Source organism: Microbacterium oleivorans (assembly GCF_013389665.1).
GTDB classification, from domain to species: Bacteria; Actinomycetota; Actinomycetes; order Actinomycetales; family Microbacteriaceae; genus Microbacterium; species Microbacterium oleivorans_C.
On record NZ_CP058316.1, the window covers coordinates 3,150,550 to 3,172,291 of the forward strand.

Genomic DNA, 21,742 nt, shown 5'->3' on the forward strand with positions numbered 1-21,742 from the left:
CGGGCTCGGGGCGTCGCCGGATAGACTCGGGCCTGCGAATGGGTCGGCTGGACGGTCGCGTGGCGGGAAACCGCACCGAGGAACGTCCGGGCTCCACAGGACAGGACGGTGGGTAACGCCCACCCGGAGTGATCCGCGAGACAGTGCCACAGAAAGCAGACCGCCGGCGCCCGCGCCGGTAAGGGTGAAAGGGTGGTGTAAGAGACCACCGGGGCCGTGGTGACACGGCTCGCACGGTAAACCTCGTCCGGAGCAAGGTCAGACAGGGGATGCAGACGCGGTTCGCCGAGTCCCCGGGTAGACCGCTAGAGCGGCACGGCAACGTGTCGCCGAGAGAGATGGCCGTCCACGGGGCTCACGCCCCCGGACAGAACCCGGCGTACAGGCCGGCCCATTCGCTTCCTCGTCCTCGGTGGGCCCCGGCTCGGTCAGTGCGCGGTGGCCCCGGCGAGGTCCTCGGTCGTCTCGTCGAGCACGCCCGGGCGCTCCCCGGCGAGGGCGAGGGCCGCTGCGCCGATGATGCCGGCGTTGTTGCGGTGCACGGCCGGAACGATGGGCGTCTTCAGATCCAGCAGCGGCAGGAACTTGTCGGCGTGCTTCGACACGCCGCCGCCGACGATGAACAGGTCGGGGGAGAAGAGGAACTCGATGTGGCTGTAGTACCACTGCAGCCGCTCGGCCCACTCGGGCCAGTCGAGCTCGTCGCGTTCCATCGCCGAGTACGCGGCCCAGGCCTCGGCATCCTTGCCGTGCTTGGCGCGGTGGACGTGGCCCAGCTCCGAGTTGGGTATCAGCACGCCGTTGTAGATCATCGCCGAGCCGATGCCGGTGCCGAGGGTCGTCAGGATGACGAGGCCGTCCTGCCCGCGCGCCGCGCCGTAACGCAGTTCTGCGACGCCGGCGACATCCGCGTCGTTGGCGAAGTGGATCTGGCGGCCGAGGCCATTCTCGAAGAAGCTCTCGGCCTCGAAGTCGATCCAGGTGTCGGCGACGTTCGCTGCCGACAGGGTGCGGCCGTGCTTGACGATCGCGGGGAAGGCGACACCGAGCGGAACATCCTCGGCGTCGGAGACACCGAGACGCTCGAGGACGACCTTCACCGCCTCCAGCACGTCCTCGGGCTCGGCGCCCTTCGGCGTCGCGACCTTGATGCGGTCGGTCAGGAGGTCCCCTGTCGACAGATCCACGACGGCCCCCTTGATGCCGGTTCCGCCGATGTCCACTCCGACGGCCCGCGTCGCACTCGCACTCATGCGACTCAGCCTATCGACCGCGCACGCTGCCGGTTTAGGCTCGGGCTGAGCGCCGCCGGTGGCGCAGTCTGGAGCGACCATGCCCGAGAGCGACGGCGAGTACTGGTACAACCTGGTGACCCACGAGGTCGAGCGCGGCAAGCAGTCGCCGGGCGCCGACCGAGCGGGCCCGTTCACCTCGGCCGAGGAGGCGGCGCGGGCGCCTCAGCTCATGGCCGACCGTGCGCAGGCGTGGCGTGAGGACGAAGCGCGGGAGGACGACTGGGACGCACCGCCGTCGGAGGGCGCTCGCCGCCAGTAGTCTGGTGAACGACCCTGTCTCGGAGAGGACGCGATGGACAAGCAACGGGACTTCGTACTGCGCACGATCGAGGAGCGGGGCGTCAAGTTCGTCCGCCTCTGGTTCACGGACGTGATCGGCACCCTCAAGTCGGTCGCCATCGCACCGGCCGAGGTCGAGGGTGCGTTCGCCGAGGGGCTCGGCTTCGACGGCTCGGCCATCGAAGGGCTCACTCGCAGCTACGAGTCGGACCTGCTGGCCCACCCCGACCCCACGACCTTCCAGCTGCTGCCGTGGCGCGGCGAGGTCGACCCGACCGCCCGGATGTTCTGCGACATCACCACTCCCGACGGTCAGCCCGCCGTGGCCGACCCGCGGCACGTGCTCAAGCGGACGCTCGCGAAGGCGGCCGAGGCCGGCTTCACCTTCTACACCCACCCCGAGATCGAGTTCTACCTGCTCAAGTCGTCGTCGTACGGGGCCGAGGGGCCCGAGCCGGTCGACTCGGCGGGCTACTTCGACAACGTCCCGGGCGGCACGGCCCACGACTTCCGACGGCGCTCGGTGCGGATGCTCGAGGACCTGGGCATCTCGGTCGAGTACAGCCACCACGAGGGCGGTCCCGGCCAGAACGAGATCGACCTGCGCTACGCCGACGCCCTCGCCACCGCCGACAACATCATGACCTTCCGCACGGTGATCAAAGAGGTCGCGATCGAGCAGGGCGTCTACGCGACGTTCATGCCGAAGCCCCTCAGCGGTCACCCCGGCAGCGGCATGCACACGCACATGTCGCTGTTCGAGGGCGACGTGAACGCCTTCTACGAGGAGGGCGCGCAGTACCAGCTCTCTCAGACCGGACGCCAGTTCATCGCCGGGCTGCTGCGCCATGCGAACGAGATCTCGGCGGTGACGAATCAGTTCGTCAACTCGTACAAGCGGCTGTGGGGCGGCGACGAGGCGCCGAGCTTCATCACGTGGGGCCACAACAACCGTTCGGCGCTCGTGCGCGTGCCGATGTACAAGCCCAACAAGAGCCAGTCCTCGCGTGTGGAGTACCGTGCGCTGGACTCGGCCGCCAACCCCTACCTGTCGTACGCCCTGCTGCTGGCGGCCGGCCTCAAGGGCATCGAGGAGGGCTACGAGCTCCCCTCCGAGGCGGAGGACAACGTCTGGTCGCTGACCGACGCCGAACGACGCGCGCTCGGCTACGCGCCGCTGCCCGCGAGCCTCGACCACGCCCTGGAGTACATGGAGGAATCCGAGCTGGTCGCCGAGACGCTGGGAGAGCAGGTGTTCAACTACGTCCTGCTGAACAAGCGTCGCGAGTGGCAGAACTACCGCGCCCAGGTGACCCCCTTCGAGCTCAAGAGCAACCTGGAGATGCTCTGAGGCCATGACCCGTGGATCTCGGGCGGTCGGGCTGACCGGACTGGCGCGGGCGGGATTCGACGATCTGGGTCGGGCCGACGAGCATCTCGTCGAACTCGCGGAGTTGACCGGTACGAGCCGCGACGACCTCGTCGTGGCCGCGGAGACCGCAGCCGACCCCGACGACGCGCTCTCGGCGCTGCTGAGCATCGCCCGTCGCGATCGCGACGGCGTGCGAGCGGCGCTGGAGCGCAACCAGGTCGCGGTCTGGTCGCTGCTGGGGGCGTCGCCCGGATTCGCCGACTTCTACCTGCGGCATCCGTCCGAGCTCGCGGACCTCACCGAGGTCGAGGACGGTCTGCCCTCCCGCGAGGAGATGCACCGCGCGCTCCTGGCGAGCGTGTCGGCCTCCGACGGGTTCGCCGAGGTCTCGGGCGATGAGGCGTGGATCGCGCTGCGGATCGCCTATCGGCGGATGGTGGCTCGCATCGCGCGGTTCGACCTCGCGGCATCCGACCCGACGGTGATCCTCCACGCCGTGGCGGCTGCCCTGGCCGACGCCGCGGGCGCAGCGCTGGAAGCCTCGCTCGCCGTCGCCCGGAGCAGGCTCGTCGCGGGAGTGCCGGGGGCCGGGAGGTTCCCGAGGAACGAGGTCGAGGCCACGTGCCTCGCCATCATCGGCATGGGCAAGGCGGGTGCGCGGGAACTGAACTACGTCAGCGACGTGGACGTGATCTTCGTCGGGGCCACCTCCGACGAGGAGACCGTCTCCGAGGCGCGGGCCATCGAGATCGCCACCCGGCTGGCCATCCAGACGATGCGCGGCATCTCGGAGGTCGAGGTCGAGCCGCCGCTGTGGGAGGTCGACCCGAACCTGCGACCCGAGGGCAAGCAGGGGGCGCTCGTGCGGACCCTCGAATCGCACGTCGCATACCACGACCGCTGGGCCAAGAGCTGGGAGTTCCAGGCGCTCCTGAAGGCGCGGCCCCTGGCCGGTGACGAGGCATTGGGCGAGCGCTACGTCGATGCGGTCCAGCCGAAGGTGTGGGCCAGCGCAGCCCGGGAGAACTTCGTCGAGGGCGTCCAGAAGATGCGCGAGCGGGTCACCGAGCACATCCCTCCGGCCGAGGTCGCCCGTCAGCTCAAGCTCGGCCCGGGCGGCATCCGCGACATCGAATTCACCGTGCAGCTGCTGCAGCTGGTCCACGGCAGCACCGACGAGCGCATCCGCGACCGATCCACGCTCGACGCGCTGGACGCGCTGGTCTCCCAGGGCTACATCGGCCGCGAGGATGCCGCGCGCTTCGCCCTCGACTACCGACGGCTGCGCGTGTTGGAGCATCGCCTGCAGCTGCGTGACCTGCGCCGCACCCACCTGATGCCCGAGGACGGTGCGGCGCTGCGCGTCCTCGCCCGTGCGTCGCGCATCGGCGAAGGCGGCGACCGGGTGCTGGCGGCATGGGAGGACATCAAGCGCGAGGTGCGCGAGATCCACGTGCGGCTGTTCTATCGCCCGCTGCTGTCGGCTGTCGCGGCGCTGCCGGCCGATGAGCAGTCGCTCTCGCCCGACCAGGCGAAGGCGCGTCTCGCCGCCATCGGATTCCGAGACCCGGCCGGAGCGCTGCGCCACATGGGCGCGCTCACCGGCGGCCTCAGCCGCAAAGCCGTCATCCAGCGCCATCTGATGCCCGTCATGCTCCGCTGGTTCGCCGACGGCGTCGATCCCGACTACGGGCTGCTGGCCTTCCGCCGGATCAGCGAACGGCTGGGTGACACTCCCTGGTTCCTCCGGATGCTGCGCGACACCTCCGGTGCCGCCGAGAGCCTGACGCGGCTGCTCTCGGGCTCGCGCTACGTCGGCGAGCTGATGGAGTGGATCCCCGAGTCGATCGCCTGGCTGGACTCGCGCGACAAGCTGCGACCGCGACCGGGGTATCTGCTGCAGGAGGAGGCCCGGGCGATCCAGACCCGGCATGCCTCGATCGACGACGCCATGTCGGCGGTGCGTGCGCTCCGGCGCCGCGAGCTGCTGCGCCTGGCGATGGCGGCGGTCATCGGGGAGCTCTCGATCGAGCAGCTCGCGGAGGGACTGACCACCGTCACCGAGGTCACGATCCAGGCTACGCTCCGAGCGGTCAGGCGTGAGGTCGTGCCACCCGAGGACGACCGTCTCGACTTCTCGGTGATCGCCATGGGCCGCTTCGGCGGCGCGGAACTCGGCTTCGGGTCGGACGCGGACATCATGTACGTCTACGACGCCAACGGTGTGGCGCCCCAGCGCGCGCAGGAGCTCGCGCTCCAGCTGGTCCACGGGGTGCGTCGCTACTCCGAGGATCACCGGCTCCCGCTCGACCTCGACGCGGGCCTGCGTCCCGAGGGACGCAACGGCCCCCTCGTCCGTTCGCTGGAGTCGTACGCCGAGTACTACCGACGGTGGTCGCTGTCGTGGGAGGCGCAGGCGCTCCTCCGGGCGCGCGGCGTCGCGGGCAGCGTGTCGCTCATCGGGCGCTTCCTGGCGCTCGCCGATGATCTGAGATATCCGGTCTCCGCCGACCCTCAGGGGCTTCGCGAGATCCGCCGCATCAAGGCGCGGGTCGAGAGCGAGCGGTTGCCGCAGGGGCAGGACCGGTCGCGCCATCTCAAGCTCGGCCCAGGCGGGCTCAGCGACGTGGAGTGGCTCGTCCAGATCGTCCAGCTCGAGCACGGACATCGCGTTGCGGGGCTGCGCACGACCTCGACCGTGGCGGCGCTCGAAGCGGCCGTCGCCGCCGACCTCGTTCCCCGGGATGCCGCCGACAGGCTCGCCGCGGCGTGGCGTCTGGCGAGCAGGCTGCGTTCGGCGAACACCCTGCTGTCGGGACAGACGAGCGACGTGCTGCCGACCGACCGGTCGCGTCTCGACGGCATCGGCCGGTTGCTGGAGTATCCGCCGCGATCGGCGACCATGGTCGAGGAGGACTGGATGCGCGCTGCGCGTCAGTCGCGCCGCGTCTTCGAGAAGCTCTTCTACGGCTAAGGGGAATCATGTCGGTTGGTCTGCTGGCTGTCGTCGACGACATCCTGAGTGCGGCGCTGCGCGCGTCCGCGAAGTCTGCTGGCGTCGTCATCGACGACGCGGCCGTCACCCCGCAGTACGTCCAGGGCATCACCCCGGCGCGCGAGCTGCCGGTCGTCGGCAAGATCGCCCTCGGATCGATCGCGAACAAGTTCCTCATCGTCATTCCGGTGGCGCTGCTGCTCACGGCGTTCGCGCCCGCCGTCCTGCCCTTCCTGCTCATCCTCGGCGGGGCGTTCCTCTGCTACGAGGGCGCGGAGAAGGTGCTCGAGTGGTTCGGCGTGCATCACGGCGCGGCTGACGACGGTCCTCGCGACGAGAAGAAGCTGGTGCTCGGCGCCGTCCGTACGGACCTCATCCTCTCGGCCGAGATCATGCTCATCTCGCTGTCGAATCTCGACGACGGCATGAGCATCTGGCAGACCCTCGCCGTGCTCGCCGTCATCGCTCTTCTCATGACGGCGATCGTCTACGGGTCGGTGGCGCTCCTGGTGAAGATCGACGACGTGGGTCTTCGGATGGCCAAGAGCCCGTCGCGGCGGGTGCGGCACACCGGTACGCGTATCGTCCGCTCGATGCCCGCGGTGTTCCGTGTCATCAGCGTCGTCGGAACCGTCGCCATGCTGTGGGTCGGCGGCCACCTCGTTCTGGAGAATCTCGGCGAAGTCGGCGTGACCGTCACCCTGGACCTCCTGCACGGCGTCGAGCACCTGCTCGAAAGCGCCGGGACCGTCGTGGTCTGGATCGGCGAGACCGCGGTGTCGGCCGTCGCCGGCCTTCTCGTCGGACTGGCCATCGTCGGCGTCCTGACCGTGATCCGGAGGCTCCGTCGGGGCGGCGGACACACCGCCGTGAGCGCGGCATCCCACTGATGCCGGCCGTCCGCGGACGTCGACGCTCCGGGGCGTCCCCGTCGATGTCAAGCCGCGTGTGCGGTGTGGTCTCGCGGCTTAGCCTGACGCGATGATCACGGCGCCCGCATCGACCCCTCGGCTCGACACGGCGTGGACACCGCACCGCCTGACCGGCGACGGGCTGCCGTTCCGGGTGTGGAGCTCGTATGCGTATGCGCCGGCCTCCGAGCCGCCCACGCCGACGATCGTGCTCGTGCACGGTCTCGGGATGTCGCACCGCTCCTATCGCTTCGTGCACGCGGTGCTGGCGCCGTCGGCGGACGTCCACAGCATCGACCTCCCCGGCTTCGCCGGGCTGAAGAAGCCCCGCGGGGATGTCTCCGTGGCGCGCATGGCCGACGCCCTTGCCGAGGTGATCGGCTCGCTCTCGCAGACGCCCGTCGTGCTCGTCGGGCACTCGATGGGCGCGCAGTGGGCGGTCGAGACCGCGGTGCGGCTTCCCCGGAGGGTCGCCGGCGTCGTCCTCATGGGGCCGGTCACCGACGACCGGCATCGCAGCCTGCGGGAGCAGGCGCTCGCTCTGGCGCTGGACGGGTTCCGCGAGACGCCACGGACGAACGCCCTCGTGCTCGCCGACTACCTTCGCACAGGACCGGCCTGGTTCCTGTCGCAGGCCCGACACATGCGCGACTACCGGATCGAAGAGGGCGTGTCGGGTCTCGCCGTCCCCGCCCTGTTCGTCCGCGGATCGCGAGACCCCGTCGCCGGCGACCGCTGGCTGACACGCCTCGCCGCCCACGCAGCGCGCGGCGAGGTGCTGGTCGTCCCCGGGCCCGGTCATCACGTCGAGCGGTCGGCGCCTCGCGCGGTGGCGACCGGCATCCTGGGGTTCGTCTCACGGCACGGGGTGGAGCGGACCCCGTGACCCGCCATCCGTTTCGCGATGCCGTGTGGTGGGCCGCCGACTACGCCTACGCCATTGCCTGGCAGGTGCGGGCCTTCTTCTCGCGAACCGACCCCGAGACGTTCGCGTCGGGCGACCGGACGCCGCTCGTCGTGCTCCCCGGCATCTACGAGACGTGGAGGTTCCTGCAACCGCTCATCACCGAGATGCACGAGCGCGGACATCCCGTCCACGTCATCGCCGCGCTCGGACGCAACCGGTGGCCGGTGCCGCGCGGGGCGCGCCACGTCGCCGCGTACATGAGCGAGCGCGACCTCTCCGGCGTCGTGCTCGTCGCGCACAGCAAAGGAGGACTCATCGGAAAGCAGGTGATGGCTGATCGGGACGTCGCCGCCCGGGTCGCGGGGATGGTCGCCGTCGCCAGCCCGTTCGACGGCTCCGTGTACGGCAGGCTGATGCTCCTGCCCGCCCTGCGGGCGTTCTCGCCGAGCGCCCCCGTCATCCGAGCGCTCGCCCGCGAGCGGGAGCCGAACGCGCGCATCGTCTCCGTCTACGGCGAGTTCGATCCGCATATCCCGGGCGGGAGCGAGCTCGCGGGGGCGCGCAACGTCCGGCTCCAGACCGGCGGTCACTTCCGCATCCTCGCGCACCCGCGGGTCATCGCCGAGGTCGTGCGTCTGGCCGACCGGCCGGCGGTCGACGGTGCGCCGGGGCGACACCGGCCACCGCGATGAACGGCGCCGCCCACCCGGCGACGGGCACGGACACCGTCGCACCGCCGAGTCACGCCGCGGTCGTCTACCACCCCGCGAAGGCTCCGCTCGCGCGACTGCGGCAGGCGATCGGCCGGCACGAGGCGGCCGCGGGCTGGGCGTCGACGCGCTGGTACGAGACCGCGGCCGACGACTCGGGCGCCGCCGCGGCGCGACGTGCGCTCGCGGAGGGCGCCGACGTCGTCATCGTCTCGGGCGGAGATGGCACGGTTCGAGCCGCCGTCGAGGTTCTGCAGGGGACGGACACCCCGGTGGCGCTCGTGCCCGCCGGCACCGGCAACCTCCTCGCGCGTGACCTCGGAATCTCCCTCGCCGACGTGGACGGGTGCGTGGAGGCCGCGTTCACCGGCGTCGGTCGGCGCATCGACGTCGGCTTCGCCGAGCTCGAGGACGAGACCGGCACTCGTCGCCGGCACGCGTTCGTGGTGATGGCGGGGATCGGTCTCGACGCCGACATGGCCGACAAGACCAGCCCGCTGGCGAAGAAACACCTCGGCTGGTTCGCATACGTCAGCCCGATCGCGCGGTCGATCCTGGCGAACCGCCTCTTCTCGCTGCACTACCGCGTCGACGGTGGCCGTACGCGTTCCGCCCGCGCCCACACCGTCATCGTGGGGAACTGCGGGACGCTTGCGGGCAACATGCTGCTCATCCCGAGGGCCGTGGTCGACGACGGACTCCTGGACGTCGTCATGATGAGGCCGCGGAGCCGCTTCGGCTGGGCCGGCATCGGGTCGCGGCTCACGCTCCAGGGGATGGCCCGACGGTCACGGCTGACCAGACGGGTTCTGGAGAAGGCGCCGGAGCTTCACGCTCTCGCGTACGCACAGGGACAGCGGTTCGAGGCTCGATTCGACCTGCCGCGGCTCATCCAGCTCGACGGCGACGGATTCGGTCACATCGTCGCCGTGCGGATCGAGGTCGCGCCGAGCGCTCTGGCCCTGCGGGTGCGGGCGTCAGCCGGCAGTTGAGGGAGTCGTCCCGGAGTGCCGATGAACGCGAAGAGCCCGCCAGAGCAGGACCTGGCGGGCTCTTCGCGGGCTTCAGCTCCGCATCGCGGACTCAGACCCCGAAGTACAGCTCGTACTCGTACGGGTGCGGGCGGGCGTTGATCGGCTGGATCTCGTTCTCGATCTTGTATTCGATCCAGGTCTCGATCAGCTCGGGCGTGAACACGCCACCGGCGAGCAGGAACTCGTGGTCGTTGCGCAGGGCCTCGAGGGAGTCGAGCAGCGAGTTCGGGACCTGCGGGATGTTCTTGGCCTCCTCGGGGGGAAGCTCGTACAGGTCCTTGTCCACCGGCTCGTGCGGCTCGATGCGGTTCTTGATGCCGTCCAGGCCCGCCATCATCTGTGCGGCGAAGGCGAGGTACGGGTTGCCCGAGGCATCCGGAGCGCGGAACTCGATGCGCTTGGCCTTGGGGTTCGTGCCCGTGATCGGGATGCGGATGGCCGCGGAACGGTTTCCGGCCGAGTAGACCAGGTTGACCGGGGCTTCGTAGCCCTTCACCAGGCGCTTGTAGGAGTTCAGCGTCGGGTTGGTGAACGCGAGCACGGCCGCCGCGTGCTTGAGGAGCCCGCCGATGTACCAGCGGGCGATGTCGGACAGACCGCCGTAGCCCTTCTCGTCGTAGAACAGCGGCTCACCGTTCAGCCACAGGGACTGGTGGGTGTGCATTCCCGAGCCGTTGTCGCCGAACAGGGGCTTGGGCATGAAGGTCGCGACCTTGCCCCATTCCTCGGCGGTGTTCTTGACGATGTACTTGAACTTCAGAATGTCGTCCGCCGAGTGCACCATGGTGTCGAAGCGGTAGTTGATCTCCTGCTGACCGCCGGTGCCGACCTCGTGGTGGGCCCGCTCGAGAACCAGGCCGGACTCGATGAGCTTGAGCGAGATGTCATCGCGCAGGTCGGCGGTCTTGTCGACCGGCGAGACGGGGAAGTAGCCGCCCTTGTACGGGGTCTTGTTGGCGAGGTTGCCGCCCTCTTCGACGCGACCGGTGTTCCAGGCGCCCTCCTCGGAGTCGACCGAGTAGAAGCTCGAGTTCTGCTTCACTTCGTAGCGGACGTCGTCGAAGATGTAGAACTCCGCCTCGGGGGCGAAGAACGCGGTGTCGGCGATGCCGGTGGAGGCGAGGTACTTCTCGGCCTTCTTGGCGACCTGACGCGGGTCCTTGGCGTAGATCTCGCCGTTGCGCGGGTTGTAGATGTCGAAGATCATGACCAGCGTCTTCGCCTCGCGGAACGGGTCGAGGTACGCGGTCGAGACATCCGGGATCAGCTGCATGTCCGACTCGTGGATGTTCGCGAAGCCGCGAATCGACGAGCCGTCGAAGAGCTGTCCGACCGTGAAGAACTCCTCGTCGACGGTCGAGGCCGGGATGTTGAAGTGCTGCTGCACACCGGGAAGGTCCGTGAAACGGATGTCGAGGAACTTGACGTCCTCGTCCTGGATGAACTTGAGCACCTCGGAAGAATCTTTGAACATGGAGTCTCCAAGATCGGGTGAGGAACAGCCTGGATGATCCGGGCCTCTTCGAACCTATCGGCATCCAGTTGCCCGGCAGTATCTCGGATGTTTCCGGGATGTTACGTCGCGGTCCCCGATTAGGCTGGAGCGGTGCCCGATCACCTCCGCGAGAACACCTATCCCGGCGAGCGGTTGGGGCGTCCCGAACGCGGCACCGGCAGCGTCGCCCGACTGGGGCGCAGGCTCGCCGCGCTGGCGATCGACTACGCCGCCGCGACGGTGATCGCGACCGCGTTCTTCGGCTTCGATCAGTTCGCTCTCCCGGCGGAGGCCGGGCTCACCCAGTTCGCGCCGATCGCGGTGTTCGCCGCGCTCCAGGTGATCTTCATCCCCCTCATCGCGGGCAGCCCGGGCCATCGGGTCGTGGGGCTCCGCCTCGAGTTGCTGCACGGGGGATGGACCGGGCTGTGGCGGCCGATCGTCCGGACGTTGCTGCTCGTGGTGGTACTGCCGGCGGTGGTCTTCGACGCGGACCAGCGAGGCCTGCACGACAAGGCCGCCGGAACGATCCTCGTCCGGGCCTGACGGCCTCCACCCGATGCCCGGGGGCTCGCGCCCCGGGGCTCGCGGTCAGCGGGGACGCTGCGCGCGGGCCTTCGTCGGGTCGACGCCCTTGGGGATCGGAAGCGACGTCACGGACTGCGACACCGATTCGATGCGCTTGATGACAGCGGCCATCGTGGTGCGGTCGATCGCCTTGGGCAGCGCCTTGATGGTGGGGGCGAGCTTCGAGATCGGCACGTCTCCCTCGCCGTGGCCGACGTACAGAACGTGGATCGGCACGCCCGAGGCGACACGCTTGACCTTGCCGCGCTCGTCGTTGATCAGACGGGTGAGACGGCCGCGTGCGCCCTCTCCGACGATGACGACGCCGCCACGCCCGACCGCACGGTAGACCGCCTCCTGCGTCTTGGGATTCACGCCGACCGGCATCTCGGACGCCTGCCACCGACGGCCGAGGTTCGTGGAGATGATGTGGCCCGTCGCTCCCGGCATGCCGTCGATGCGCTTGTACATCGCCCGTGTGGCCAGACGCGTCATCGTGATCATGGCGCCGAGGATGCCGAAGAGCAGTCCTGTGACGCCCCAGAGGATGATGCTCCAGATCGCGCCCGGCGGGATGAGGAAGCCCACCAGCACACCGAGGCCCACGCCCGCGACCACGATCGCGATGAGCAGCCAGGGCAGCCAGCTGAAGTACTCCTTCGTGAAGGTGAAGAGGGAGCGGAGCTGAGAGAAGAATCCGGGCCGCTTCTCGGGTGCGGTGCTGCGGGACGACATGCTCACAGCCTACCTTTTCGCTCGCCCGCTTCCGCCTGCACAGACCGTGTGCGCGGCCTCGGGGTGCACAGTCGCCTGTCGCTGAGCCCGTGCCGCCGCCTCGGTTCGAGATCCTCGATCGGTGACCGCAGTCGTTGAACCTTCGACCCCCGTGCCGCTCCGTCGCGTCCACCCGCCGGACGCGCCGTTCCCAGGGGAGCTGGTCACCGGTGTGGCCGGACAGGGGTATCGCGTGGCCGCCGAGGATGTGCCGTCTCTCGTGTGGAGCACACCGTCCGGTGGTCATCTGCTCGCCGCCGTCGATGTCGACGTCCTCGAGGGCACCACGATGCTGCTGTTGCCGCGGCTCGTGGGGCGCTTGAGCGCTCACGGCCTTCCGTCGCTCTCAGCTGGTCAGGTCGTGACGCTCGCGGTGAGCGTGCTGCGAGGTGCGGCCGCTGCGGCGTCGGCGGCATGGCGGAGCGGCGAGTGGTGGCTCACCGAGGACGGCCGGCCCGTGCTCGTGCCGGCCGGCGAGACTTCGTGGGCGCAGTCCTCGGCCGAGCTGATCGCCTCGATCCCCGCCACGGCGATCGACGCCGACATGCGCAGACGGCTGATCGACGCTGTCAGCGACGTCGACACGCTGCCCCGAGCGGCTGCCGCGTTGGAGGACGCCCTCTTCGCCGGTGCTGAGCCGGAGCCGATCGATGAGCTCGCCGGCACACGGCCGGACCCCCGGGCCGCTGGTCGCGACGAATGGTCCGACGATGCGCACGGCGCCCCCGGACGTTCGGCCCCCGCCGTCGCGGCGCTCCTCGACGCGGGAGTCCTGGCACGGGTGGCCGCGGCGTACGACGAGGTGCGCGCGGCGTTGTCGCGTCGGCGCGGGTTGTTGTCCGCTCGGTCGAGCGTCCGCAACACGGAAGGGCCGGGGGACACCCATGAGGCGGCTGCCCGTCGCGCTTCGCCGCGGCGCCTCGTCATCGTCGCGGCATCGGTGATGGCCGTGCTCCTCACCGGCGCGCTGATGTGGCCGAGCGATCAATCGGACGGTGTCGACCGGAACCCCCAGGCCGCGGAGCCGGTCACGCCTCCCTCGACGCCGGACTCCGGGAGCGACGCTGCCGAGCGCGCTGCGGAGCCGGGTGCGGAGGCATACCCCGAGTCCGCCTCGACGGATCCGGTGCCGGCCACCCCGCCGGGCGAGGAGGCGCACCCCGCCGCGGCCTCGATCGAGCGACTCGCGACGTGTTGGCGCTCGAACGACCTGGCCTGCCGCGCCGGGGTCCTGGAACGAGCCGACGCGACCGTCCCGGACGGGGTCGCCACCGCCGACGTGACCCGGTCGGTGGTGCTCCTCGACGACCTCGGCGGGGTCGAGGTCGTCCGGGTCGAGGATGCAGCGGGCGAGCTGCCGCCCCAGATCGCGGTCATCGTGCTCCACAACGACGAACGGCTGGTCCGCGACGTCTACGACGTCGCGGACCAGCCGTGATCGGGGTGGGGCTCCGTCGATCAGATACCCAGGTTCGACTCGAACTGCGCGCCCTCGAGCCGCGCCTTCATGGCGCTGAGGAAGCGTGCCGCGTCGGCACCGTCGATCGTGCGGTGGTCGTACGACAGGGCGAGGTACACGTACGAGCGCACCGAGATCGCGTCCTTGCCGTCGACCGTCACCACGCCGGGGCGCTTGTAGACGATGCCCGTGCCCAGAATGGCCGACTGGGGGAGGAAGACGACGGGCGTGTCGAACAACGCGCCGCGCGATCCGGTGTTGGTGATCGTGAACGTGCCGCCGGCGAGCTCGTCGGGCTTCAGCTTGTTGTCACGCGTACGCGCTGCGAGGTCGGCGATGTCCTGGGCGATCTGGGCGAGATTCTTCTGGCCGGCATCGCGAAGGACCGGCGTGAGGAGCCCACGCTCGGTGTCGACCGCGATCGAGATGTTCTCGGTGGCGGGGTAGACGATCTCTTCGCCGTCGACCGTCGAGTTGACGATCGGGAAGGCCTGCAACGCCTCGGCGGCCGCGAGCGCGAAGAAGGGCAGGAACGACAGCTTCGCGCCGCTCTTCTCGTTGAACTCGACCTTCACCTTGTCGCGGAACAGCGACAGCTTGGTCACGTCGACCTCGACGACGGTCGTCAGCTGCGCGGTCTGCTGCATCGACTCGACGGCGCGCTTGGCGAGGACCTTGCGCAGGCGCGACATCGGCGCCCGTGTGCCGCGCAGCTCCGACACCTCGACGGTGGGGGCTGCGGGTGCAGCGGCTTCTGCCGGCGCGGCTGCGGGTGCTGCCGATGCGGCCTCCGCTGCCTTGAGGACGTCCTCCTTGCGGATACGACCCCCGACACCGCTGCCCGTGACCTTGGTGAGATCGACGCCCTGCTGCTGCGCGAGGCGTCGGACCAGCGGGGTGACGTAGGTCACGTTGTCGTTGCCCGCGTCGGCCGGAGCCTGCTCGGCCGGGGCCGGGGCGGAGGGCTGTGCCGCGGGGGAGGGCGCCGACTCCTGCGACGCAGGGGCTGCCGGCGCGGCGGCCGCCGGTGCGGCCTCCTGCACGGGGGCGGGCGCCGCCTCCTGGGGCGCGGGTGCGGCCTCAGCTGCGGGCGTCTCGGCGGGAGCCGGTGCGGCGGGGGCCTCGGCGGCGGCCGGTGCTCCCGAGCCGATGCGGGCCAGCGCGGCGCCGACCTCGACGGTCTCGTCCTCCTGGACGAGGATCTCGACGAGCGTGCCGGCGAAGGGTGCAGGGATCTCGGTGTCGACCTTGTCGGTGGAGATCTCCAGCAGCGGCTCGTCGACCGCCACGTCGTCGCCGACCTGCTTGAGCCAGCGCGTGACGGTGCCCTCCGTGACGCTCTCGCCCAGCTCGGGGAGCACGACGTCCTTGGCATCGCCCGAGGCGGCGGGAGCGGACTGCTGCGGTGCGGACTGCGCGGGTGCTTCGGCGGCCGGAGCCTCGGCCGCCGGGGCCTCGGCGGCGGGCGCCGCGGGCTCTTCGGCCGGAGCCTGCTCGGAGGGGCTGTCGCTGGCGGGCGCGGCCGAACCGTCGCCGATCTTGGCGAGGATGGCGCCGACCTCGACGGTCTCGTCCTCCTGCACGAGGATCTCCTCGATCACGCCGCTCACGGGCGACGGGATCTCGGTGTCCACCTTGTCGGTGGAGATCTCCAGAAGGCCCTCGTCCTCCTGGATGGTGTCACCGACCTTCTTGAGCCAGCGGGTCACCGTTCCCTCGGTGACGCTCTCTCCGAGCGCGGGGAGGACCACGGAAGTGCTCATGAATCTGTCTCCTTCAAGAAATGCCGATGTCCGTCTAGCTTACTGATCAGCATCGGTCGACCGGTCAGAGCGCGTGCAGCGGTTTGCCCGCCAGCGCCAGGAATGCTTCTCCGAGAGCTTCGCTCTGCGTCGGATGGGCGTGGATGAATGGTGCGATGTCCTCGGGGTGGGCCTCCCAGCCCACGGCCAGCTGGCCCTCGGTGATCAGCTCGCCGACGCGGTCGCCGACGAGGTGCACGCCGATGATCGGGCCGTCGAGCCGGCGCACGACCTTGACGAGTCCCGAGGTCCCGAGGATCTCGCTCTTGCCGTTGCCGGCGAGGTTGTACTCGCGCACGGCGATCGCGTCGCCGTGCGCGGCGCGCGCCTGCTCCTCGGTCAGACCGACCGAAGCGACCTCGGGGCTGCTGTAGGTGACCTTCGGCACGAGGGTGTCGGGGACGACGGTGGGGCTGAGTCCCGCGATCTCCTCGGCCACGAAGATCCCCTGCTGGAAGCTGCGATGGGCGAGCTGCAGGCCGGGGACGATGTCTCCGACGGCCCAGACGTGCGGGCGGGTCGTGCGCAGCCGGTCGTCGACGCGCACGAAACCGCGATCGAGCTCGACTCCGGCCTCCTCGAGTCCCAGACCTTCGGTCGACGGGCCGCGACCGACGGCGACGAGCACGATGTCGGTCTCGAGCGAGGAGCCGTCCTCGAGTTCGACGCGGACCCCGTCGGCCGTCCGTTCGGCGCGGGCGAAACGCGTGCCGGTGCGCGCGATGATGCCGCGCTTGCGGAAGGCGCGCTCCAGGGCCTTGCCCATCGCAGCATCCTCGACGGGGACGAGGCGGTCGAGCGCTTCGACGATGGTGACCTCGGCGCCGAACGAGCGCCAGATGCTGGCGAACTCGACGCCGATGACGCCGCCGCCGAGGATGACCGCACGACGCGGAACCTCGGGGAGGGTCAGCGCCTGGTCGCTCGTGAGGACGCGGTCGTCCAGCTCGAGGCCCGGGAGGGAGCGGCTGTAGGACCCGGTGGCCAGGACGATGTCGGCTGCGCTGTACCGGTCGTCGCCGACCGCCACCCCGCCGTCGGCCAGCAGCTGTCCTGCGCCGCGGACGACTGTGATCTTGCGCGCGGCGACGAGCCCTTCGAGTCCCTTGTGCTTCTTCGCGACGATGCCCTCGCGGTAAGCGTGGACCCCGTCCATGTCGATGCCGTCGAACGAGGCGCGGACCCCGACGTGCTCGGAACCGCGCACGTGATCGGCGATCTCGGCGGAGTGCAGGAGCGCCTTCGTGGGGATGCAGCCGCGGTGGAGGCACGTGCCGCCGAGCTTGTCCTTCTCGATCAGAGCCACTGACGATCCGAGTTCCGCGGCACGCAGGGCGGCAGCGTAGCCACCGCTGCCCCCGCCCAGGACGACGAGGTCGAAAGCGTGGTCGGTCACCGCGACGCTCCGCGGAGGTACTCGAGGAGGGAGCGGACCGTGGCGGCGGTCGGGCCCTTGTCGGTCGCGCCGAAGGGCGCCTTGGTCGTGCCCGAGCCCGCGATGTCGAGATGGACCCACGGGATGCGGGGCGCGTCGTCGCCCTCGCCGGAGCGGCCGACGAAACGCCGCAGGAACAGTCCGGCGAACAGGGAGCCGCCCGACGGGTCGCCGATCTTGGCGTTCTGCATGTCTGCGATGGGGGAGTCGAGCTCGTCCTCCATGTGCGCCGGCAGCGGGAGCTGCCAGGCGGCCTCGCCCGCGCGGCGCGCGGCCTCGAGATATTCGGCGACCGCTTCGTCGTCGCCCATCACCCCGGTATGGCGGTGGCCGAGTGCCACGACGATCGCGCCGGTGAGCGTGGCGACGTCGACGATCGCGTCGGGGCGAGTCCGACTCGCGGCCACGATCCCGTCCGCCAGGACGAGACGGCCCTCGGCATCGGTGTTGAGCACCTCGACGGTCGTGCCGTCCAGCAGTCGCAGCACGTCGCCGGGGCGGGTGGCGCGGCCCGACGGCATGTTGTCGGCGATGCAGAGCCACGCGGACACCCGGACGGGGAGCTGCATGGCTGCGGCGGCCTGGACGACCGCCAGGACCGTCGCGGCCCCGGCCATGTCGTACTTCATGCCCACCATGCTCGCCGGCGGCTTCAGCGAGAGCCCGCCGGTGTCGAAGGTGATGCCCTTGCCGACGAGGGCGACGTGACGCTGAGCATCCGCCGGCGCGTAGTCGACGCGGACGACCCGGGGAGGGCGGTCCGAACCCTGGCCGACGCCGAGCACACCGCCGAAGCCCTGTGCTTCGAGCGCCGATTCGTCGAGCACCTCGACCTCGATCGGGAGGCCGGCCACCGCCTCGATCGCACGATCGGCGAGGTCTGCGGGGGAGAGCCATTCGGCGGGCGTGCTGACGAGATCCTTCACGAGGGCGACGGCACGTCCGAGTGCGGCGACTGCGGCGATGTCGCCGTCCGAGACCGGGGCATCGGCATGGACCGTGATCCGAGCGGCGCGCGGCTGCGGGGCTTCCTTCTTGTAACCGCCGAAGCGGTATCCGCCGACGACGGCGCCCTCCGCGAGCGCCCGCCAGCTCCGGGCCGGGGCCAGCGGCGCCGCGAGGGCGAGGGACGCGAAGCCGGTGGTGACGCGCGCGACCGCGCCGGCGGCATCCCGGAGCGCGTTCTCGTCGGGATCGGCGCCGGTGCCGACGACGATCACCGGGACCGATGCGACCGCCGGCAGGAACACGCGGTGCACGGCGCCCCGCGAGCCGGTGAACCCGATCGCCTGGAGGGTCTCGGCGATCCCCGGCCAGTCCGACGGGCCCGCGACGTCGCCGCTCAGAGGCGGGAGCGCGAGCACCAGGGCCTCGGCATCGGAATCGGTGATGGGCGCGCTGCTGTGCGCGATCTCGGGGAACGGCATTCCTCCATCCTAGGTTCGCCCGTCCGGTCGCGTTCGCTGTCAGCGAGGTGTGCCCCGAGCCCGGCGATCCGCGGGGCTCGTAGAGTTATGGCATGCCGCTGTCCGGACCGCTCTATGCACGTGCCGCCGGGTCCCCGCCCGTCCCGACCGGGCTTCCGCTCGTCGTCGCGATGACCGGATTCACGGATGCCGGCGGCGCCGTCGCCCGCATCATCGAGTATTTCCGAGGCGAGCTCGACCCCACGACGGTCGTCGCCTTCGACAACGACGTGCTCTTCGACTACCGCGCCCGTCGCCCCGTCGTCACCTTCGACGAGGACCACCTCACCGACTACCGCGCCCCGCGACTCGAGCTCTCGCTCGCGCACGACTCGCTCGGTCAGCCCTTCGTGCTGCTCTCGGGCTACGAGCCCGACTTCGCGTGGGAGGCATTCGCGGAGACCGTCGTCGGACTCGCCGAAGGCATGCAGATCGCGTCCGCGACGTGGGTGCACGCCATCCCCATGCCGGTGCCTCACACCCGGCCCCTCGGTACGACGGTGAGCGGCACGCGTCCCGAGCTCACCGCCGCGCACTCGGTGTGGCAGCCTCGCACCCAGATCCCCGCGACCGCAGGCCACCTCCTCGAGATGCGACTGGCCGAGGCCGACGCCCGCGTGGCCGGATTCGCCCTGCTCGTCCCTCACTACCTCGGCGAGACCGAGTATCCGGCGGCGGCGATCGCGGGACTCGACAGTCTCAGTGTGGCCACGGGGCTCGTCTTCGACAGCGACACGCTGCGCAACGAGAACCGCGATTATCTCGAGAAGGTCGCAGATCAGGTGTCGGGCAGCGAAGAGCTGACGACCATGCTCCACACGCTGGAGGAGCGCTACGACTCCTACATGGCGGGGTCCGCGCTCGGTCAGCCCATCATCCATTCGGGCGATCTTCCGAGCGCCGATGAGCTGGCCGCCGAGCTCGAGCGCTTCCTCGCGTCGCGGCCGCCCGCCGACGACGACAAGCGCGGCCGCGCCTGACGCCTCGCCGACGACCCCTCCGGGAATGCCGGGGCGGTCGTCGGCGTTCTCATAGCAATGAATGCTTGCGCCGGAAGAGCGCACGAGATATGAGACAATGAAGGACCTGACCCGTTGTCGATCCTGTGCACCTCGTTCGTTCGAGTCGCGCTGAGGACTTGACAAGGGTCTTACTAGTGTCCGAGAACCCGATGCCTTCGCATCGGTGAGAGGCTAACCGTGACGTCAGGCACGAAGACCACCCGCACCCGCGCGAGCGAGGACACCGAACTCGTCGAGGACGCGCCCACCACCGACGCCCAGGTCGCGGCGCCCAAGGCCGCAGCGAAGAAGGCTCCGGCCAAGAAGGCCCCGGCCAAGAAGGCTGCGCCGAAGAAGGCCGCGCCCGCCAAGGCCGCCAAGGCCAAGGCCGCGACCGACGACGAGGAGATGGACGACGAGGACGTCGAAGACGACGTCGAGATCGACACCGAGGACGAGGCGGAGGGCGAGACCGCCGCTCCGGCACCCGGCGCCGCCAAGACCGACGACGACGACGAGGACGCCGAGTCGAAGAAGCCCGCGTTCACCGAGGCCCTGCCCACCGGGGCCATCGTCATCTCGACGAGCGATGAGGAAGACGTCCCCGTTTACTCGACGCAGATCACCGGCGCCACCGCCGACCCGGTCAAGGACTATCTGAAGCAGATCGGCAAGGTGCCCCTGCTGAACGCGGCCGAAGAGGTCGAGCTCGCCATGCGCATCGAGGCGGGCCTGTTCGCGGAAGAGAAGCTGTCGCACATGTCGCCGGCTGAGAAGTCGAACCAGCTGGGCCTCGATCTGCAGTGGGTCGCCCGTGACGGCCAGCGCGCCAAGAGCCACTTGCTCGGGGCCAACCTGCGACTCGTGGTCTCGCTCGCCAAGCGCTACACGGGCCGCGGCATGCAATTCCTCGACCTCATCCAGGAGGGCAACCTCGGTCTGATCCGTGCGGTTGAGAAGTTCGACTACACCAAGGGATTCAAGTTCTCGACCTACGCGACCTGGTGGATCCGTCAGGCGATCACCCGCGCGATGGCCGACCAGGCTCGCACGATCCGCATCCCGGTGCACATGGTCGAGGTCATCAACAAGCTCGCCCGGGTGCAGCGGCAGATGCTGCAGGATCTCGGTCGCGAACCCACCCCCGAGGAGCTCAGCCGCGAGCTCGACATGACCCCCGAGAAGGTCATCGAGGTGCAGAAGTACGGCCGCGAGCCGATCTCCCTGCACACGCCACTCGGCGAGGACGGCGACAGCGAGTTCGGCGACCTGATCGAGGACACCGAGGCGGTCGTCCCGGCCGATGCGGTCGGCTTCACGATGCTGCAGCGTCAGCTCGAGTCGCTGCTCGACTCGCTCAGCGAGCGCGAGGCCGGCGTCATCCGTATGCGATTCGGTCTGGGCGACGGCCAGCCCAAGACGCTCGACCAGATCGGCGACACGTTCGGGGTGACGCGCGAGCGCATCCGACAGATCGAGTCCAAGACGATGGCGAAGCTGCGGCACCCGTCGCGCTCGCAGTCGCTGCGGGACTACCTCGAGTGACCGGCGCGGCCAACGAGGGCAAGGCTCTCGAGGTCGTCGTCGACGGCACGTCCTACGCACGGATCCCGATCCGTACGCGCGTCGTGATGCCGGGCGACGACCTCGACGCGGTCCTCGCGGAATACGCGAAGCCGGTCGTCCAGCCCGGCGACCTGCTGTTCGTCACCGAGAAGATCGTGGCGATCACCCAGGGCCGCTCGTACACGCTCGACGACATCGAGGTGCGTCCGCTCGCCCGCTTCCTGTCGAAGTACGTCACGCGCACGCCCTACGGCATCGGGCTCGGCATGCCCGAGACGATGGAGATGGCGCTGCGCGAGTGCGGCACCCCCCGCATCCTGTTCGCCGCCGCGGTGAGCGCCGTGACCAAGCTGTTCGGCCGACGCGGCGACTTCTACCGCATCGCGGGCGACAAGGCTCGGGCGATCGACGGGCCCACGCCCGGAACGATCCCGCCGTACAACAAGGCGGTCGTGCTCGGTCCGACCGACCCCGCCGGGGTCGCTGCGCGGACCAAGTCGCAGCTGGGCGGGGTCGCCGAGGTCGCGGTCGTCGACATCAACGACATCGGGGGCAACATCCTCGGCTCCACCCTCGACAAGGCCGGCGCGCAGCGGCTCGTGCGCATCCTGCGCGACAATCCCCTCGGCCAGGGACACCAGTCCACGCCGCTCGGCGTGATCCGCGAGGTGTGA

18 protein-coding genes and 1 other RNA gene are annotated in these 21,742 nt (G+C 70.1%); 13 read left to right on the top strand and 6 right to left on the bottom strand.

Annotation, left to right across the window (positions count from 1 at the left end; translation table 11 throughout):
- The first annotated feature begins 39 nt into the window (after positions 1-39).
- Positions 40-398: RNase P RNA component class A (rnpB, locus tag HW566_RS14985), an RNA gene on the top strand.
- A gap of 30 nt (positions 399-428) precedes the next feature.
- On the opposite strand, the gene ppgK is transcribed toward rnpB, so the two are convergent.
- Positions 429-1,253 carry a polyphosphate--glucose phosphotransferase gene (gene ppgK, locus HW566_RS14990; RefSeq protein WP_178014212.1) on the bottom strand — a complete coding sequence of 275 codons (825 nt, stop codon included), beginning with the start codon at positions 1,251-1,253 and terminating at the stop codon, positions 429-431.
- 79 nt (positions 1,254-1,332) lie between these two features.
- On the opposite strand from ppgK, the gene HW566_RS14995 reads away from it, so the two are divergent.
- The 7 genes from HW566_RS14995 (at position 1,333) to HW566_RS15025 (ending at position 9,461) form a co-directional block, all read left to right on the top strand.
- Positions 1,333-1,554 carry an SPOR domain-containing protein gene (locus tag HW566_RS14995; RefSeq protein WP_178014214.1) on the top strand — a complete coding sequence of 74 codons (222 nt, stop codon included), beginning with the start codon at positions 1,333-1,335 and terminating at the stop codon, positions 1,552-1,554.
- A gap of 33 nt (positions 1,555-1,587) precedes the next feature.
- Positions 1,588-2,925 (top strand): type I glutamate--ammonia ligase, encoded by a 1,338-nt coding sequence (glnA, locus tag HW566_RS15000; RefSeq protein WP_178014216.1) that lies wholly within the window; start codon positions 1,588-1,590, stop codon positions 2,923-2,925.
- A gap of 4 nt (positions 2,926-2,929) precedes the next feature.
- Positions 2,930-5,920 carry a bifunctional [glutamine synthetase] adenylyltransferase/[glutamine synthetase]-adenylyl-L-tyrosine phosphorylase gene (locus HW566_RS15005; protein WP_178014218.1) on the top strand — a complete coding sequence of 997 codons (2,991 nt, stop codon included), beginning with the start codon at positions 2,930-2,932 and terminating at the stop codon, positions 5,918-5,920.
- An 8-nt stretch (positions 5,921-5,928) separates the two neighbouring features.
- On the top strand, positions 5,929-6,831 hold the full coding sequence (locus HW566_RS15010; protein WP_178014220.1) for a DUF808 domain-containing protein: 903 nt from the start codon (positions 5,929-5,931) through the stop codon (positions 6,829-6,831).
- A 91-nt stretch (positions 6,832-6,922) separates the two neighbouring features.
- Complete coding sequence (locus HW566_RS15015; RefSeq protein WP_178014222.1) at positions 6,923-7,738, top strand: alpha/beta fold hydrolase; 816 nt, start codon at positions 6,923-6,925, stop codon at positions 7,736-7,738.
- On the top strand, positions 7,735-8,451 hold the full coding sequence (locus HW566_RS15020) for an esterase/lipase family protein (RefSeq protein WP_256728756.1): 717 nt from the start codon (positions 7,735-7,737) through the stop codon (positions 8,449-8,451). Before HW566_RS15015 ends, HW566_RS15020 begins: the two co-directional genes overlap by 4 nt.
- The gene (locus HW566_RS15025) at positions 8,448-9,461 is read left to right on the top strand and encodes a diacylglycerol/lipid kinase family protein (protein WP_178014224.1); all 1,014 of its coding nucleotides are present in this window, start codon (positions 8,448-8,450) and stop codon (positions 9,459-9,461) included. The genes HW566_RS15020 and HW566_RS15025 overlap by 4 nt, the downstream gene beginning before the upstream one ends.
- Positions 9,462-9,552: 91 nt before the next feature.
- On the opposite strand, the gene glnA (HW566_RS15030) is transcribed toward HW566_RS15025, so the two are convergent.
- On the bottom strand, positions 9,553-10,977 hold the full coding sequence (glnA, locus tag HW566_RS15030; RefSeq protein ID WP_178014226.1) for a type I glutamate--ammonia ligase: 1,425 nt from the start codon (positions 10,975-10,977) through the stop codon (positions 9,553-9,555).
- 132 nt (positions 10,978-11,109) lie between these two features.
- Here glnA (HW566_RS15030) and HW566_RS15035 point away from each other — a divergent pair, with 132 nt between their 5' ends.
- Entirely contained in the window at positions 11,110-11,544 is a 435-nt protein-coding gene (locus tag HW566_RS15035; RefSeq protein ID WP_178014228.1) for an RDD family protein, read from the top strand.
- 45 nt (positions 11,545-11,589) lie between these two features.
- Here the strand turns inward: HW566_RS15035 and HW566_RS15040 are convergent, their stop codons facing one another.
- Positions 11,590-12,300 (bottom strand): DUF4191 family protein, encoded by a 711-nt coding sequence (locus tag HW566_RS15040; protein ID WP_178014230.1) that lies wholly within the window; start codon positions 12,298-12,300, stop codon positions 11,590-11,592.
- Between the two features lie 121 nt (positions 12,301-12,421).
- Here HW566_RS15040 and HW566_RS15045 point away from each other — a divergent pair, with 121 nt between their 5' ends.
- Complete coding sequence (locus HW566_RS15045) at positions 12,422-13,777, top strand: hypothetical protein (RefSeq protein ID WP_178014232.1); 1,356 nt, start codon at positions 12,422-12,424, stop codon at positions 13,775-13,777.
- Positions 13,778-13,797: 20 nt separating this feature from the next.
- On the opposite strand, the gene sucB is transcribed toward HW566_RS15045, so the two are convergent.
- The 3 genes from sucB to HW566_RS15060 all read right to left on the bottom strand — a co-directional run bounded on the left by sucB (position 13,798) and on the right by HW566_RS15060 (position 18,462).
- Positions 13,798-15,561 carry a 2-oxoglutarate dehydrogenase, E2 component, dihydrolipoamide succinyltransferase gene (gene sucB / locus HW566_RS15050; protein ID WP_178014234.1) on the bottom strand — a complete coding sequence of 588 codons (1,764 nt, stop codon included), beginning with the start codon at positions 15,559-15,561 and terminating at the stop codon, positions 13,798-13,800.
- Between the two features lie 64 nt (positions 15,562-15,625).
- Complete coding sequence (gene lpdA / locus HW566_RS15055) at positions 15,626-16,996, bottom strand: dihydrolipoyl dehydrogenase (protein WP_178014236.1); 1,371 nt, start codon at positions 16,994-16,996, stop codon at positions 15,626-15,628.
- Positions 16,993-18,462, bottom strand: coding sequence for a leucyl aminopeptidase (locus HW566_RS15060; protein WP_178014238.1), 1,470 nt, complete (start codon positions 18,460-18,462; stop codon positions 16,993-16,995). The genes lpdA and HW566_RS15060 overlap by 4 nt, the downstream gene beginning before the upstream one ends.
- A gap of 92 nt (positions 18,463-18,554) precedes the next feature.
- On the opposite strand from HW566_RS15060, the gene HW566_RS15065 reads away from it, so the two are divergent.
- The 3 genes from HW566_RS15065 to HW566_RS15075 all read left to right on the top strand — a co-directional run bounded on the left by HW566_RS15065 (position 18,555) and on the right by HW566_RS15075 (position 21,742).
- The gene (locus HW566_RS15065) at positions 18,555-19,481 is read left to right on the top strand and encodes a proteasome assembly chaperone family protein (RefSeq protein WP_178014240.1); all 927 of its coding nucleotides are present in this window, start codon (positions 18,555-18,557) and stop codon (positions 19,479-19,481) included.
- Between the two features lie 219 nt (positions 19,482-19,700).
- Positions 19,701-21,047 (top strand): RNA polymerase sigma factor, encoded by a 1,347-nt coding sequence (locus tag HW566_RS15070; RefSeq protein WP_178014242.1) that lies wholly within the window; start codon positions 19,701-19,703, stop codon positions 21,045-21,047.
- Positions 21,044-21,742, top strand: a complete 699-nt coding sequence (locus HW566_RS15075) for a coenzyme F420-0:L-glutamate ligase (protein WP_178014244.1) — start codon at positions 21,044-21,046, stop codon at positions 21,740-21,742. Before HW566_RS15070 ends, HW566_RS15075 begins: the two co-directional genes overlap by 4 nt.